We start from the raw sequence: 15,299 nt of genomic DNA, 5'->3' as shown, positions 1-15,299 counted from the left end.
CTAACAGGCAGAAGGACATTCAACGATGGCAACGATCACTGCGGCGATGGTCAAGGAACTGCGCGAGTCGACCGGCGCAGGCATGATGGACTGCAAGGCTGCGCTCACCGAAACCGCGGGCAATATGCAGGAAGCGCAGGATTGGCTGCGCAAGAAGGGCTTGTCCAAGGCCGCGAAGAAGGCCGGCCGTGTCGCTGCGGAAGGCCTGATCGGCGCGATGATTTCGGGCAATAAGGGCGTCGTCGTCGAAGTCAATTCGGAGACCGATTTCGTCGCCCGCAACGAGCAGTTCCAGGGCCTCGTCAAGATGGTCGCGCAGGTCGCGCTTCGCGTCGGCGCCGACGTCGAAACGATCAAGGCTGCGAAGATCGGCGACTTCACCGTCGAGACCGCGATTTCCGACGCGATCGCCACCATCGGCGAGAACATGACGCTGCGCCGTGCGGCTTTGCTCGAGGTCGCCAATGGCGTGGTGGCGAGCTACATCCACGGCGCTGTCATCGACAACGCCGGCAAGATGGGCGTGCTGGTGGCGCTCGAATCGACCGGCAAGACCGATGAGCTCGCGGCGCTCGGCCGCCAGCTCGCGATGCACGTTGCCGCGACCAATCCGCAGGCGCTCGATCCGTCCGGCCTCGACCCTGAAACCGTGAAGCGGGAAAAGGACGTGCTGGCCGACAAGTATCGCCAGCAGGGCAAGCCGGAGAACGTGATCGAGAAGATCGTCGAGTCCGGTCTGAAGACCTACTACAAGGAAGTCTGTCTGCTGGAGCAGGCGTTCATCCACGACGAAAAGGGCAAATCGGTCGCGCAGGCGGTGAAGGAAGCCGAAGGCAAGATCGGAGCGCCCGTTAAGATCGCCGGATTTGTGCGCTATGCTCTCGGCGAGGGAATCGAAAAGCAGGAATCCGACTTCGCAGCCGAAGTCGCGGCGGCCAGCGGCAAGAAGTAACCGCGGTCGACAATCTTCCGGCGCCGTTGCGCCGGAGGACGCCTGCGCGGAATGAAGGAAGCGATTCGCTATGGCAGAGCCGGTCTATCGTCGCGTCGTGATCAAGATCTCGGGCGAATATCTCGCCGGCAGCCAGTCCTTCGGCATCGACCAGCCTACCGTGGACCGTATCGCCGACGATTTGATCGCCGCGCGCCAGCTCGGGGTTGAGGTGGCGGTGGTGGTCGGCGGCGGCAACATCGTTCGCGGCGTCGAAGTATCCTCGCGTGGCGTGTCACGCCCGACCGGCGACACCATGGGCATGCTCGCCACCATGATGAACTGCCTTGCGCTCGAGGCGGCCATCGAACGCAAGGGGACGCCGGCACGAACCCTGTCGGCGTTCGTGATGCCCGAGATTTCCGAACTGTTCACCCGCAGTGCGACGCACAAATATCTCGCCGAGGGCCGTATCGTCCTGCTCGGCGGCGGAACCGGCAATCCGTTTTTCACCACCGACACCACGGCGGTGTTGCGGGCGGCCGAGATCGGGGCGCAGGCGGTGCTGAAGGCCACCAATGTCGATGGTGTCTATAGCGCCGATCCCAAAAAGGACCCGTCGGCCAAGCGTTTCGACCGCCTGACGCATTCGCAGGCCATCGAAGGTGGCTACAAGGTGATGGACGCGACCGCTTTCGCGCTTGCCCGCGAGACTGCGCTGCCTATCATCGTATTCTCGGTTGCCGAGCCCGGTTCGATAGGTGCGATCCTGCGCGGTACCGGCCACGGCACGGTTGTCGCCGGCTGACCGGCCCGCGCCACGTCGAACCGCTGGAATGATGATGCCGGCGGATGGTTTTCTGAGGAGGGGAGAGCGTTATGCCCACACCTGGTTTTGACATCAACGAATTGAAGCGCCGCATGCAGGGCGCCACCCAGGCGCTCAAGCATGAACTGGGCGGTTTGCGCACCGGTCGTGCGGCCGCGTCCATGCTGGAGCCGGTGCAGGTCGATGCCTACGGCACGCACATGCCGCTCAATCAGCTCGCAACCGTCAGCGTGCCCGAGCCGCGGCTGCTTTCCGTCCAGGTTTGGGACAAATCCATGGTCAAGGCCGTGGAGAAGGCGATCGTCGACTCCAACCTTGGCCTGAGCCCCGCGACCGAAGGGCAGGTGCTGCGCCTGCGGATTCCGGAACTCAACGAGGAACGCCGCAAGGAACTGGTCAAAGTCGCGCATAAATACGCCGAAGCGGCCAAGGTTGCGGTCCGGCACGTCCGCCGCGACGGGCTCGATACGGTCAAGAAGCTGGAGAAGAACCACGAAATCTCCGAGGACGACCAGGAGCGCCTGGCCAATGACGTGCAAAAGGCGACCGACGGGATGATTTCCGAGATCGATCAATTGCTGGCGGCGAAGGAAAAGGAAATCCTTACCGTTTAAGGCCTTAAGATCGAAACTTGAGACCGCGACTTTGCGACTGGTCCTGGAACTTTAACGATGCCGAATGCCGCCGCCCCCGCAACCGAAGGACCGGATCGAACCGGTCCCTTGCACGTGGCGATCATCATGGACGGCAACGGGCGCTGGGCGGCCGCGCGGGGATTGCCGCGCGCGGAGGGCCATCGCCGCGGCGTCGAGGCGCTGCGCCGCGTGGTTCGTGCGGCCCATGAACTCGGTGTGGTCTACCTGACGATCTTCTCGTTCAGCTCTGAGAACTGGTCGCGACCGGCGACCGAAATCGGCGACCTGTTCGGATTGCTGCGCCGCTTCATCCGCAACGATCTGGCGACGCTGCACCGCGACGGGGTGAGGGTGCGGGTGATCGGCGAGCGCGAGGGACTGGAGCCGGACATCTGCGCGCTCCTGAACGAGGCCGAGGAACTGACGCGCGCCAACACCAAGCTCAATCTCGTCGTCGCGTTCAATTACGGGTCGCGCCAGGAAATCGCCAACGCGGTGCAACGGCTGGCGCGCGAAGTAGCTGAAGGCAAGCGCGATCCCGCATCGATCGACACCGACACGCTCGGCCAATATCTCGACGCGCCCGATATTCCCGATCCCGACCTGATCATCCGCACCAGCGGCGAGCAGCGGTTGTCGAACTTCCTGATGTGGCAGGCGGCCTACAGCGAACTCGTCTTCGTGCCGATCCACTGGCCGGATTTCGACAAGGCGGCGCTTGAAAGCGCGATCGCAGAATATGCCAGACGGGAGCGCCGTTTCGGCGGTCTGGCCGCGAAAACCGGATCGTGACCGAGGGCAAGGCCGCGCCGGCGGCCGCTGCCGAACAGGATACGCGCAACCTCTCGACGCGCATCATCGCAGCCGCCGTGCTGATCCCGCTCGCCGTCGCCATCGCCTATGCCGGCGGCTGGTTTTGGGCCGCGCTGGTCACGTTGGCGGCGATCGGCCTCTATGTGGAATGGCTGATGGTGGTGGGCCTCGCGGCCGACAAACGCGTGGTCGTACCGGGCGTTGCCGCGCTCGCACTGGCCGGGCTTTGTCTCGCCATCGGGCGGATCGATGCTGCGCTCGCGGTGCTGGCTGTCGGCCTGGTGGCGGTCGCCCTGATCACGCCGGCGCAGCGAAACTGGAGCGCTGCGGGATTTTGCTATGCGGCGGTGGCGGAGGTCGCGTCGGTCCTGCTGCGGCTCGATCCCGCAAAGGGCTTTATCGCGCTGATCTTCGTGCTGGTCATCGTGTGGGTGACCGATAGCGGCGGCTACTTCGCCGGCCGTGGCATCGGCGGCCCAAAACTGTGGCCGCGCGTCAGCCCCAAAAAGACCTGGGCCGGCGCCATTGGCGGCTTTGTCGCTAGTCTTGCGGTGGCCTGTATATTCGCTGTGCTGGACCTCGGGAAAATCGGACCGCTGTTGATGATATCAGGCGTTCTTTCGGTGGTTTCTCAACTCGGCGATCTGTTCGAATCCGCGGTCAAACGGCGCTTTGGCGTCAAGGATTCCAGCCAGATCATTCCCGGCCATGGCGGGCTGTTGGATCGCCTGGATGGATTTGTTGCAGCTGTCGCGATGGCGGCGCTGATTGGTTTCCTCCGGGGCGGCGCCGATGGCGTCGGCCGCGGACTTATGATTTGGTGAAAAAATGAGCGCGGTTCCATTGCGTAATAACAAGGCCGCGGCATCCGCCGCGCGCACCGTCACAGTGCTGGGCGCCACCGGTTCCATCGGCGACAGCACCATGGATTTGCTGCGCGGCGACCGCGCCCGCTACCAGGTCGAGGCGCTGACCGCCAATGGCAATGTCGAGGGGCTCGCCAAACTCGCACGCGAATTCGGCGCGCGCTTTGCAGCGGTCGCCGACCCCACCAAGCTCGGCGCATTGAAGGAAGCGCTGGCCGGCACGCGGACCGAATGCGGCGCCGGCGAAAGCGCGATCATCGAGGCCGCGGCGCGCCCGGCCGACTGGGTGATGGCCGCCGTCAGCGGCGCCGCCGGGCTGAAGCCGGCACTCGCCGCGGTCGACCGCGGGGCGTCGGTCGCGCTCGCCAACAAGGAATGCCTGGTCTGCGCCGGCGATTTCTTCATGCAGCGCGCCGCGAAGGCAGGCGCCTGTATTCTGCCTGCGGATTCCGAGCATAACGCGCTGTTTCAGGCGCTCAGCTCCGGCAACCGCGAGGAGCTTGTGCGCGTGATCATCACCGCGTCGGGCGGGCCGTTCCGCACCTGGACCTCTACCGACATCGAGCAGGCGACGCTGGCGCAGGCGCTGAAGCATCCGAACTGGAGCATGGGCCAGAAGATCACCATCGATTCGGCGTCGATGATGAACAAGGGGCTCGAAGTGATCGAGGCGTCGTATCTGTTCGCGCTGAAGCCCGACGAAATCGATGTGCTCGTACATCCGCAGTCGATCATCCACGGCATGGTCGAATTCTCCGACCGTTCGGTGGTTGCCCAACTCGGCGCGCCTGACATGCGCATCCCGATCGCCCATTGCCTCGGCTGGCCCGATCGAATCGTCGGTCCCTCGGCCCGGCTGGATCTCGCCAAAATCGGTCAGCTGACCTTCGAGGCACCGGATTTCGAGCGATTTCCCGGCTTGCGGCTGGCCTACGATGCGCTGCGCGCCAGCGGCGGTTTGACCACGGTGTTCAACGCCGCCAATGAGGTGGCGGTGGCGGCCTTCATTGCCGGAAAGATCAGATTCGGCGCGATCGCACGGCTTGTCGAGGCGACCATGAACGACTGGGTCCGCTCCGGAAACCTGGCGCCTTTGAGCTCAGCGGATGATGCGATTTCCGTTGACCATAATGCGCGAAATAAAGCTGCCTCCCTATTGCCTCAAATTGCCTTAAAGGCATCCTAGAGGGTTGGGGGCGCAGCCTTAGGCTCGCGTCGAGGGGAATCGAATGACTGAGTTTTTTCTACATAGTTTCAATACGTTGAGCAGTGGGCTCATCGGCTACATCATTCCCTTCCTGTTCGTCCTGACCATCGTTGTTTTCTTCCACGAACTCGGCCACTTCCTGGTCGCCCGCTGGTGCGGCGTGAAGGTGCTGACGTTCTCGCTCGGTTTCGGGCCGGAGCTTGCAGGGTTCAACGACCGCCACGGCACCCGCTGGAAGATCTCGGCGATCCCGCTCGGCGGTTACGTCAAGTTCTTCGGTGACGACAGCGAAGCCTCCACGCCCTCGACCGAGGCGCTCGCCAGCATGAGCGCGGAAGAGCAGGCGGGCAGCTTCCACCACAAGAAAGTCGGTCCGCGCGCGGCGATCGTTGCCGCCGGACCGATCGCGAATTTCATCCTGGCGATCGTGATCTTCACCTGCTTGTTCACCTTCTTCGGCAAGCCGAGCACGACCGCGCGCGTCGACAAGATCGAAGCCAACAGCGCCGCTGCGAAAGCGGGCTTTCAGGTCGGCGACATCGTCACCGCGATCGACGGCAAGACCATCGGCAGCTTCTCCGACATGCAGCGCGTCGTTGGCGTCAATGCCGGCGTTCAGCTGAACTTCACCATCAAGCGCGGCGATGCCACGCTGCAAGTGAAGGGCACGCCGGAGCAGCGCGAAGTAAAGGATCCGTTCGGCAACGCCCACCGGCTCGGCGTTTTGGGCATTACCCGCGCGACCGCGCCGGGCGATGTCGTGACCGAACGCGTCGATCCGGCAACCGCGATGTGGCTGGGCGTCAAGGAAACCTGGTTCGTGATCGATCGCACGCTGGCCTATATCGGCGGCGTCTTTACCGGCCGGGAAGCCGCCGACCAGGTCGGTGGCCCGATTCGGATTGCCCAGATTTCGGGGCAGGTGGCCACCATCGGCCTTACCGCGCTGGTGCACCTGGCAGCCGTGCTGTCGATCTCGATCGGCCTGCTGAACCTGTTCCCGGTTCCGCTGCTCGATGGCGGTCATCTTTTGTTCTATGCCGTGGAGGCGGTCCGAGGACGCCCGCTGTCGAACCGGGCTCAGGAGATGGGGTTCCGAATCGGATTGGGTTTGGTGCTGATGCTGATGGTGTTTGCGACCTATAACGACATCCTGCATCTGGCGGCATCGTGAAGCGGCTTTTTTGTGGCGTTGCCCATCGGCAACGTCTTGGAATGAAAATGGAATCGCGGGGCGATGTTCCGTTTGCCGCCTTGGGGAAATTGGCTACAAGACATGCAGAAAATGGGAATCTGCCGGTTCGTAGGGGTGCGGACCAGCACAAGAATGACAAGGGCGCTTGGCGCATGATGTTTGGAATGCGAGTGCGGGGGGGCTTGTTGGCCGCCTCGATCATGTTCGCCGTGCCAGTGGCTGCCGCGCTAGCGGCGGCGCTTGTTTCGGCGCCGGCTGCTGCCCAGACGGTGGCCTCGATCGCCGTGGAGGGGAATCGGCGCGTCGAAATCGAGACCATTCGCTCCTATTTCAAGCCGGGACCCGGCGGCCGCCTCGGGCAGGCCCAAATCGATGACGGCCTGAAGGCGTTGATCGAAACCGGCCTGTTCCAGGACGTGCGAATCAATCAGGCCGGCGGCCGGATCATCGTGGTCGTGGTCGAAAACGCTGTCATCGGGCGCATTGCCTTCGAGGGCAACAAGAAGGTCAAGGACGACCAGCTCTCGTCCGAAATCCAGTCCAAGCCGCGCGGCACTTTCTCCCGCCCGATGGTTCAGTCGGACGCCCAGCGTATCGCTGAAATCTACCGCCGCTCGGGCCGCTATGACGTGAGCGTCACCCCGGAAATCATTGACCAGCCGAACAACCGCGTCGACCTGATCTTCACGATCAGCGAAGGCGGCAAGACCGGCGTCAAGAACATCGAATTCATCGGCAACCGGTTCTATTCGTCCTACCGGTTGAAGGATGTCATCAAGACGCGCGAATCCAACCTCTTGAGCTTCCTCGGCGGCGCCGACGTCTACGATCCGGACCGGGTCGAGGCCGACCGTGACCTGATCCGCCGCTTCTATCTCAAGAACGGCTTTGCCGACGTGCAAGTGGTGGCCGCGCTGTCCGAATACGATCCGGAGCGCAAAGGCTTCCTCGTCACCTTCAAGATCGAGGAAGGCCAGCAATACCGCGTCGCGACCGTCGACTTCCAGACCAGCATCGCGACCCTCGATGTGAACTCGATGCGCAGCTACTCGCGTGTCGGCGTCGGGTCGCTCTACAACGCCGAGGCGCTCGAAAAGTCCGTCGAGGAAATGCAGATCGAAGCCTCGCGGCGCGGCTATGCCTTCGCCATCGTGCGTCCGCGCGGCGATCGCAATTTCGAACAGCACACCGTCTCGATCGTGTTCTCGATCGATGAAGGCCCGCGAACCTATATCGAGCGCATCAATGTCCGCGGCAACACCAGGACCCGCGACTACGTGATTCGCCGCGAATTCGACCTTTCGGAAGGCGACGCCTACAACCGTGCGCTGGTCGATCGTGCCGAGCGCCGGCTGAAGAATCTCGACTTCTTCAAGAGCGTGAAGGTTGTCACCGAGCCCGGCTCATCGAGCGACCGTGTGATCCTGATCGTCGATCTGGAAGAGAAGTCGACCGGCGACTTCTCGGTGTCGGGCGGCTATTCGACCACCGACGGCGCGCTCGCCGAGGTCAGTATTTCGGAACGCAATTTCCTCGGCCGCGGCCTGTACGCGAAGGCGTCGGTGACCTATGGCCAATACGCACGCGGTTACTCGCTGTCGTTCGTCGAGCCCTATCTGCTGGACTATCGCGTCGCGCTCGGCCTCGACCTGTTCCAGCGCGAGCAACTGGCCAACAGCTACATCTCGTACGGGACCAAGACGCTGGGCTTCAGCCCGCGGCTCGGCTTCACCCTGCGTGAAGATTTGGCCTTGCAGTTGCGCTATTCGATCTATCAGCAGCAAATCTCGCTGCCGAGCTCGCTGTCGAACTGTAACAACAACCCGAACAACGGATTGCTGGCGTTCAATCCGTCGCCGGCCTGGGTGAATCTGAACGGCGCGCCGGCCGCGACCGCACTGGGCGCTACCGATGCCTCGGGCGTCGGTCTGTGGTGCTACAGCGACGGCGAAGCTTCGCTGCCGGTCCGCAAGGAGCTGCAGAGCGGCAGGACCCTGACCTCGTCGGTCGGCTATTCGCTGAACTACAACACGCTGGACAACAACAAGAATCCGACCACGGGCTTGCTGATCGATTGGAAGCAGGACTTCGCCGGCCTCGGTGGCGATGTCTCCTACGTCAAGTCCGCGATCGATGCGAAGTACTACACACCGCTGGTCGCCGACATCGTCGGCCTGCTCCGCTTCCAGGGCGGCATGCTCAACCAGGTCGGCAACGACCAGCTGCGCATGCTCGATCACTTCCAGATGGGTCCGAACCTGGTCCGCGGATTTGCGCCGAACGGTATCGGACCGCGTGACATCAACCCCTACGGTACGGGTGATGCGCTCGGCGGCACCAAATATTGGGGCGCGTCGGCGGAATTGCAGATGCCGTTCTGGTTCCTGCCGAAGGAAGTCGGGCTAAAAGGCGCGATCTATGCCGACGCCGGCGGCCTGTTTGACTATAAGGGGTCGACCGCATGGGCACAGACCGGTGAAGTCAACGTTCCTGGTTGCGTGAAGCCGACGACCAACCCGGCAACGCCGGGCACCTGCCTCGGCCTGCAGTATGACGAAGGCAATGTCGTCCGCAGCTCGGTCGGTGTCGGCTTGATCTGGGCGTCGCCGTTCGGTCCGCTGCGCTTCGACTATGCGATTCCGATCACCAAGGGTAAGAATGACCGCGTGCAGGAATTCAGGTTCGGCGGCGGTACATCGTTCTAAATCCAGCAACCGGCCGGACTGCGACGGGTGGAATGGCGCAGCCGATGTTCTTCAAGCAACCGCCTTCGTCGACGCTGGCTGATATCGCCGCGTTGACGAAGTCGGTATTGGTCGACCCCGCACAAGGCGGCCATGTCGTCCGGGGCCTCGCGTCGCTCGACGAGGCCGGCCCGATGCACCTGGCGTTCTTCGACAACCTCAAATACGCCGACCAGCTCGCCTCGACAAAGGCCGGTGCCTGTCTGGTCAGCCCGCGTTTTGAGGCGCAGGTACCGCCTCATGTCGCGGTGCTGCGGGCCGCTCAGCCGTTCCGCGCGTTCGTGCAGATCGCGCGCCAGTGGCATGAAGACGCGTTGCGTCCGCAGTCCTGGTTCGACAATGACGGAATTGCCCCGTCCGCGATCATCGATCCGTCAGCCCATCTGGAAGACGGCGTCATCGTCGATCCGCTGGCGGTGATCGGCCCTCGGGTCGAGATCGGGGCGGGAACGGTGATCGGCGCAGGGGCCGTGATCGGGGCCGAGGTGCGGATCGGCCGGGACTGCAATGTCGGCGCGCGTACTGCGATCCAGTTCGCCCTGATCGGCAACAACGTGCTGATCCACCCCGGCTGCAGCATCGGCCAGGACGGCTATGGCTTCATTTTCTTCGGTCCCGAGGGCCATCTGAAGGTGCCGCAGACCGGCCGCGTCCTGATCCAGAACAATGTCGAGATCGGCGCCAACACCACCATCGATCGCGGCAGCCTGCGCGATACCGTCATCGGCGAGGGCACTAAAATCGACAATCAAGTCCAGATCGGCCACAATGTGACCATCGGCAGGCACTGCCTGCTCGCGGCCCAGATCGGGCTCGCGGGCAGCCTGACGATCGGGGACAATGTCGCGCTGGGCGCCAAGGTAGGCATCAATAACCATCTCAAGATCGGCGACGGTGCCCAGGTCACCGCCATGAGCGGGGTCAAGGACGACATCCCGCCCAATGGCCGCTGGGGCGGTTATTTTGCAAAACCGACCAAACAGTGGTTTAGGGAGATTATTGCAGTGGAGCGACTGGTGCAGGGCGCCGCCGATCCGAAGAACGAGGGACGGGAGTGATGGAGGAGGTGCCGGTCAGGTTTGAACTCGTTGATATCAACGAGATCCTCAAGACGCTTCCGCATCGTTTTCCGATGCTGCTGATCGACCGGGTGATCAACATCCGCACCGATTACTCAGGCATCGGCGTCAAGAATGTAACCTTCAACGAGCCGGCTTTTCAGGGACATTTCCCGGAACGCCCGGTTTATCCCGGCGTGATGATGATCGAGGCCATGGCGCAGACCGCCGGCGTGATCGGCATCAAGTCGGTCGAAGGCACCGAGAAGCCGCGCGCGGTGTACTTCCTGACCATTGACAAGTGCAAGTTCCGCAAACCCGTGATGCCCGGCGACACCATCGAATACCACATGCGCTCGATCGGCCGCCGCAAGGCGATGTGGTGGTTTCACGGCGACGCCAAGGTCAATGGCACCGTGGTCGCCGAGGCCGATGTCGGCGCGATGCTCACGGATTAATTCGGGCAAGCAAAGCGAGCGCCCGACGCTCCCTTGATATGGCGGTTGAAGAACCCGCCCATCGACGGCGCGACCAGCAAGGCGTCGTACGTCTCGGCCGGCAGATCGCAATACTGATCGTAGGATCCCTTGACTGCGAGGATCAGGTGGCGTTGCGCGCGGTCGTAGCAGACACGTTGCACGATGCTGCTGCGGGTGATGTCGCGGCACTCGAACGTCCCGAGATCGACCGGGCCGCGATCCCTCACATCAACGGTTTCGGAGCCGACCCCGGCGGTGAACAGATGCAGAAGCAGCGTCGCAATACTGACCATGGCGCGCACAGGATAGCGCAGATGCTTCGATTTTGGAAAACGTCCCGAAGCGTGCCGTAACCCGGCAGCACGCAAGGCGCCGTCGCTTGCGACTTGGATTGAATTTGATCCTGCACAGCCCCTTGGATCGCGTACTTGGCTCATAGCCGGGTAGTTCGATCGCCCGCGGCATTGGAACTTCAGCCAAGCAAGCGCTTTGTCATGCCGGCGTGAAACCTGGTCCTCAACACTGGGGGCGAACATGCATTGCACGAATTTCTCGAAGATTTGGATCGCGGTGCTTTTGGCGATTCTTTGGGCAGGAAACACGAGTAGTGCGCGCGACGACGGCCGCTACGCCGGGTCTCCGTTGAAGCCATGGTTCGATAGGTTGAGGAGCGGCCAGGGCCTGTGCTGCTCGGATGCGGATGGTTTTGTCGTCTCCGATCCGGACTGGGAATCCCAGAATGGACATTACCGTGTCCGCCTCGAGGGCATTTGGGTCGTCGTTCCCGATGATGCCGTTATCACGGAGCCCAATCGCGCCGGTCGAACGATGGTCTGGCCGGTCAAAAGCGCGCTCGGGATTTCCATCCGCTGTTTCCTGCCGGGTAGCATGACCTGAGCGCCTGCCGGTCTCGCGTCTACCGGTCTTGCGGCTTCCGGCCTCAGCGCCGGCGATTCCTGTATTGATTTCCATCGACCACCCAACTCCGGAAGACCGGAGGTTCGGGCAAAGGCCATTGATCCAAACGTGACGACATCGGCCGTAACCATACGTCACTGGACAAGCGCTGTCCTGTCGCGGTAACCACCGGAAAACCCGAGATAATATCGCCCCGGCGATATCAGCCCAACCTGGACGCATTTGATGACGACGATCGATCCCACCGCGCGGATTGAAGATGGCGCTGTGATCGGCGAGGGCACCTCGATCGGTCCCTATTGCATCATCGGGCCTCACGTCGTGATCGGCGCCAATTGCAAGCTGATCGGCCATGTGCACGTCACGGCGCAGACATCCATCGGCGACGGCTGCACGATCTATCCGTTCGTCTCGCTCGGCACCCCGCCGCAATCGCTGAGCTATCGCGGCGAACTGACCAGGCTTGAAATCGGGGCCGGCTGCACCATCCGCGAATCCGTCACCATGAACGCCGGCACGGTTGCCGGCGGCGGCGTCACGCGGGTCGGGGGGCGCGGCTATTTCATGAACTGCAGCCATGTCGGCCATGATTGCCAAGTCGGCAATGACGTGATCTTCGCCACGTCGGCCACGCTCGGCGGCCATTGCGAGATCGGCGATTTCGTCTTCATCGGCGGGCTTTCCGCCGTGCATCAGTTCACGCGGATCGGGCCGCAGGTGATGGTCGGCGGCGTCTGCGGCGTGCGCGGTGACGTCATCCCGTTCGGCCTCGTCAACGGCCAGTACGCGAGCCTCGAAGGCCTCAACATCATCGGCATGAAGCGGCGCAAATTCACCAAGGACCGGCTCGTCACGGTGCGCGCGTTCTATCAAAAGCTGTTCCATGGCCCAGGCATCTTTGCCGAACGGCTGAGCGAGGTTCAGCCGCTGGCGGCAAACGATCCGGCGATCGCGGAAATCCTCGCCTTCATCGATGCGGGCAAGCATCGCGCGCTGTGCCTGCCGGCCGACGGCGCTCATAAATCCTGATGACGGGATCGCCGCAGCCCATGAGTCCAGCGGCTTCAGAAATCTCTTCGCCGGTCGGCGTGATCGCGGGCGGCGGCGCCATGCCGTTCGCGGTCGCGGATTCGCTTGCCGCGCGCGGCATCGCGCCGGTGCTGTTCGCGCTGCGGGGCTCCTGCGACCCGGTTCGGGCCGAACGCTTCCGCCATCACTGGATTTCGGTCGGACAAATCGGCCGGGCGAAAAAACTGTTGCGCAGCGAAGGCTGCCGCGACCTGATCTTCATCGGCACGCTGCTGCGGCCGGCGCTGTCGGAAATCAGGCTGGACTGGGGGACGATCCGCGTCATCGGCCCTATCCTGGCGGCGTTTCGCGGCGGCGACGACCATCTGCTGTCGGGGATCGGCCGGATTTTTGAGCAGGACGGTTTCCGCATGGTCGGCATCAGGGATGTCGCCCCTGATATGCTGATGCCCGAGGGGCGCATTGCCCGCGCAACGCCCGATCCGGCCGGCACCGCCGACATCGAGAAGGGGCGGGACGTGTTGCGCGCGCTAAGTCCGTTCGACATCGGCCAGGCCGTCGTGGTGATCGACGGTCACGTGGTGGCGGTGGAGGACATCGAGGGCACCGACGGGCTGCTGGCGCGCGTGGCGCGCCTGCGCAGCGAGGGCCGCATCCGCGCCGGCACGGGCCGTGGCGTGCTGGTCAAGGCGCCCAAGACCAGCCAGGATTTGCGCTTCGACCTCCCGACGGTGGGGGCAACGACAGTCGAAGGCGCGGCCAAGGCAGGGCTTGCCGGCATTGCCATCATCGCCGGACAAACCATCGCGGCAGACGCGCAGGCCATGATCGAGGCCGCCGACAGCGCCGGCCTGTTCATCCAGGGGCTGCCGGCGTGATGCCGCCGCGTCCGACCACCGACACGGTGCGCAAGATCGTCCTGATTGCGACGGAGGAATCCGGCGATCGCCTCGGCGCCAATCTCATGAAAGTGTTGCGCCAGCGCCTGGGCGACGCGGTGCAGTTCGAAGGCGTTGGCGGCCGCGCGATGGCGCGCGAAGGCATGAATTCGTGGTTTCCGATCGAGGAGCTCTCGATCATCGGCCTTGCGGCCGTGGTCAAGCAACTGCCGAAGATCCTGCGGCTGATCAAGCAAACCGCCGCCGCGGTCACCGAGGCCGCGCCCGACATTCTCGTCATCATCGACAGCCCCGATTTCACCCACCGCGTGGCGAAGCGCGTCCGCGCCAGCGATCCCAAGATTCCGATCGTCGACTATGTCTCGCCCTCGGTCTGGGCGTGGCGGCCCGGCCGGGCCCGCGCGATGCTGACTTACGTCGATCATGTGCTGGCCCTGCTGCCGTTCGAACCGGAGGCCTATCTCCGGCTGCGCGGGCCGCCCTGCAGCTATGTCGGCCATCCCCTGACCGAGCAACTCGCTTCATTGCGGCCCAACCCTGAGGAACGGCAGCGGCGGGAAGCGGCGCCGCCGGTGCTGCTGGTGCTGCCGGGAAGCCGCCGCAGCGAGATCCACCACCACATGGCGGTGTTCGGCCAGGCGCTGGCCCGGCTCAATGCCGAGGGCGTGGCGTTCGAACTGATCCTGCCGACCATGCCGCATCTGCAGGAGGCGGTCGCGGAAGCGCTGAAGACCTGGACGGTGCAGCCCCGCGTCGTGATCGGCGAGCAGGAGAAGCGGGCCGCGTTCCGGATCGCGCATGCGGCGCTGGCAAAATCCGGCACCGTGACGCTCGAGCTTGCACTATCAGGTGTGCCGATGGTGACGGCCTACCGGACCGGCGCGATGGAAGCCTGGATATTGCTGCGGGTCATCAATGTGAGTTCGGTGATCCTGGCCAATCTCGTGATCGGCGAAAATGTCGTTCCCGAATTCCTGCAGCAGGACTGCACGCCGCAAAAACTGTCGCAGGTACTGCGCGAGTTGCTTGGCGAGTCCGCGCTGCGTCGAAGGCAGCTCGAAGCCTTCGCGAAAATCGACCGGATCATGTCGACCGGCAACACGCCGCCGAGCGCCCGCGCCGCCGACATCGTGCTCGCGACGATGCGAAAAGCGCGGCGGTAGAGCGTTTTCCAGCGAAGTGGACGCCGGTTCGCGTTAAGAAAACGCGTCAAACCAAGAATCTAGAGCCCCGTTCCGATTCAATCGGAACGGGGCTCTAGCGCTAACCCTTCGGCGCCGAACCTTCCGGCCACTCCGGCAACTGGTCTTTCGGATCGAACCACGTCGCGCAATCCGATCGCCAGATGTGCGCGGCGGGCCGGTTGGTGATCGGCGTGTCCAGGCACCCCATCCGCAGCAGGACGCTGCGGCTGCCGGCGCGCTCGGCGACGATATGCGAGCCGCATTGCGTGCAGAAATAGCGTTGCTTGCCGGGCGAGGATTCAAAACCCCTGAGCAGGCTTTCGCCCCTGGTCCAGCGAAAGCGGTCGCGCGGCACATTGGTCACTGTCGAGAACGCCGAGCCGTGCGCCTTGCGGCAGGTGGCGCAGTGGCAGTGCACGATGGCGCCGGGTTCGGCGTCCACCTCATAGGCCACGCTTTTGCACATGCAGCTTCCGGTGAGCATGGTTCCTCCTGGAATCGTAGGGTGGGTG

16 protein-coding genes are annotated in these 15,299 nt (G+C 63.6%); 14 read left to right on the top strand and 2 right to left on the bottom strand.

The annotated features are described in order from the left end of the window. The first annotated feature begins 25 nt into the window (after positions 1-25). From tsf to fabZ, 10 genes are all read left to right on the top strand, one after another. Positions 26-952 carry a translation elongation factor Ts gene (gene tsf, locus JQ597_RS02070; RefSeq protein WP_212262381.1) on the top strand — a complete coding sequence of 309 codons (927 nt, stop codon included), beginning with the start codon at positions 26-28 and terminating at the stop codon, positions 950-952. Positions 953-1,022: 70 nt separating this feature from the next. Continuing rightward, positions 1,023-1,739, top strand: coding sequence for a UMP kinase (gene pyrH / locus JQ597_RS02065; RefSeq protein WP_212262379.1), 717 nt, complete (start codon positions 1,023-1,025; stop codon positions 1,737-1,739). Positions 1,740-1,810: 71 nt separating this feature from the next. After that, positions 1,811-2,374: a ribosome recycling factor gene (frr, locus tag JQ597_RS02060; RefSeq protein WP_212001459.1), complete on the top strand. Its 564-nt coding sequence runs from the start codon at positions 1,811-1,813 to the stop codon at positions 2,372-2,374. Positions 2,375-2,431: 57 nt separating this feature from the next. Continuing rightward, positions 2,432-3,187, top strand: a complete 756-nt coding sequence (locus JQ597_RS02055) for an isoprenyl transferase (RefSeq protein WP_192733405.1) — start codon at positions 2,432-2,434, stop codon at positions 3,185-3,187. Then, positions 3,184-4,032, top strand: a complete 849-nt coding sequence (locus tag JQ597_RS02050) for a phosphatidate cytidylyltransferase (RefSeq protein ID WP_212262377.1) — start codon at positions 3,184-3,186, stop codon at positions 4,030-4,032. Before JQ597_RS02055 ends, JQ597_RS02050 begins: the two co-directional genes overlap by 4 nt. Before the next feature lie 4 nt (positions 4,033-4,036). Further along, positions 4,037-5,260 carry a 1-deoxy-D-xylulose-5-phosphate reductoisomerase gene (gene dxr / locus JQ597_RS02045; RefSeq protein WP_212262375.1) on the top strand — a complete coding sequence of 408 codons (1,224 nt, stop codon included), beginning with the start codon at positions 4,037-4,039 and terminating at the stop codon, positions 5,258-5,260. Between the two features lie 43 nt (positions 5,261-5,303). Further along, complete coding sequence (rseP, locus tag JQ597_RS02040; protein WP_212262373.1) at positions 5,304-6,455, top strand: RIP metalloprotease RseP; 1,152 nt, start codon at positions 5,304-5,306, stop codon at positions 6,453-6,455. A 173-nt stretch (positions 6,456-6,628) separates the two neighbouring features. Next, complete coding sequence (bamA, locus tag JQ597_RS02035; protein ID WP_212262371.1) at positions 6,629-9,181, top strand: outer membrane protein assembly factor BamA; 2,553 nt, start codon at positions 6,629-6,631, stop codon at positions 9,179-9,181. A gap of 32 nt (positions 9,182-9,213) precedes the next feature. Further along, a complete protein-coding gene (gene lpxD / locus JQ597_RS02030; protein WP_212262369.1) occupies positions 9,214-10,278 on the top strand; it encodes a UDP-3-O-(3-hydroxymyristoyl)glucosamine N-acyltransferase in 1,065 nt (354 codons plus the stop codon). Next, the gene (gene fabZ, locus JQ597_RS02025; RefSeq protein ID WP_192733399.1) at positions 10,278-10,736 is read left to right on the top strand and encodes a 3-hydroxyacyl-ACP dehydratase FabZ; all 459 of its coding nucleotides are present in this window, start codon (positions 10,278-10,280) and stop codon (positions 10,734-10,736) included. The genes lpxD and fabZ overlap by 1 nt, the downstream gene beginning before the upstream one ends. On the opposite strand, the gene JQ597_RS38210 is transcribed toward fabZ, so the two are convergent. Then, a complete protein-coding gene (locus JQ597_RS38210) occupies positions 10,733-11,359 on the bottom strand; it encodes a KTSC domain-containing protein (protein WP_349628768.1) in 627 nt (208 codons plus the stop codon). The genes fabZ and JQ597_RS38210 overlap by 4 nt on opposite strands. On the opposite strand from JQ597_RS38210, the gene JQ597_RS37450 reads away from it, so the two are divergent. The 4 genes from JQ597_RS37450 (at position 11,292) to lpxB (ending at position 14,766) form a co-directional block, all read left to right on the top strand. Further along, positions 11,292-11,654 carry a hypothetical protein gene (locus tag JQ597_RS37450; RefSeq protein ID WP_249135153.1) on the top strand — a complete coding sequence of 121 codons (363 nt, stop codon included), beginning with the start codon at positions 11,292-11,294 and terminating at the stop codon, positions 11,652-11,654. The genes JQ597_RS38210 and JQ597_RS37450 overlap by 68 nt on opposite strands. Positions 11,655-11,900: 246 nt before the next feature. Then, positions 11,901-12,704 carry an acyl-ACP--UDP-N-acetylglucosamine O-acyltransferase gene (lpxA, locus tag JQ597_RS02015; protein ID WP_212262367.1) on the top strand — a complete coding sequence of 268 codons (804 nt, stop codon included), beginning with the start codon at positions 11,901-11,903 and terminating at the stop codon, positions 12,702-12,704. Positions 12,705-12,724: 20 nt separating this feature from the next. Continuing rightward, positions 12,725-13,582, top strand: coding sequence for an LpxI family protein (locus JQ597_RS02010; RefSeq protein ID WP_212262365.1), 858 nt, complete (start codon positions 12,725-12,727; stop codon positions 13,580-13,582). Further along, a complete protein-coding gene (lpxB, locus tag JQ597_RS02005) occupies positions 13,582-14,766 on the top strand; it encodes a lipid-A-disaccharide synthase (protein WP_212262485.1) in 1,185 nt (394 codons plus the stop codon). Before JQ597_RS02010 ends, lpxB begins: the two co-directional genes overlap by 1 nt. A 100-nt stretch (positions 14,767-14,866) precedes the next feature. Here lpxB and JQ597_RS02000 read toward each other — a convergent pair whose 3' ends face one another. Further along, on the bottom strand, positions 14,867-15,271 hold the full coding sequence (locus tag JQ597_RS02000; protein WP_212262363.1) for a GFA family protein: 405 nt from the start codon (positions 15,269-15,271) through the stop codon (positions 14,867-14,869). Positions 15,272-15,299: the final 28 nt, after the last annotated feature.

The organism is Bradyrhizobium sp. AUGA SZCCT0177 (assembly GCF_018130125.1).
Lineage (GTDB): Bacteria > Pseudomonadota > Alphaproteobacteria > Rhizobiales > Xanthobacteraceae > Bradyrhizobium.
The sequence above is the reverse complement of the archived record's forward strand: the minus strand, read 5'-3'. Positions and strand labels throughout refer to the sequence as shown.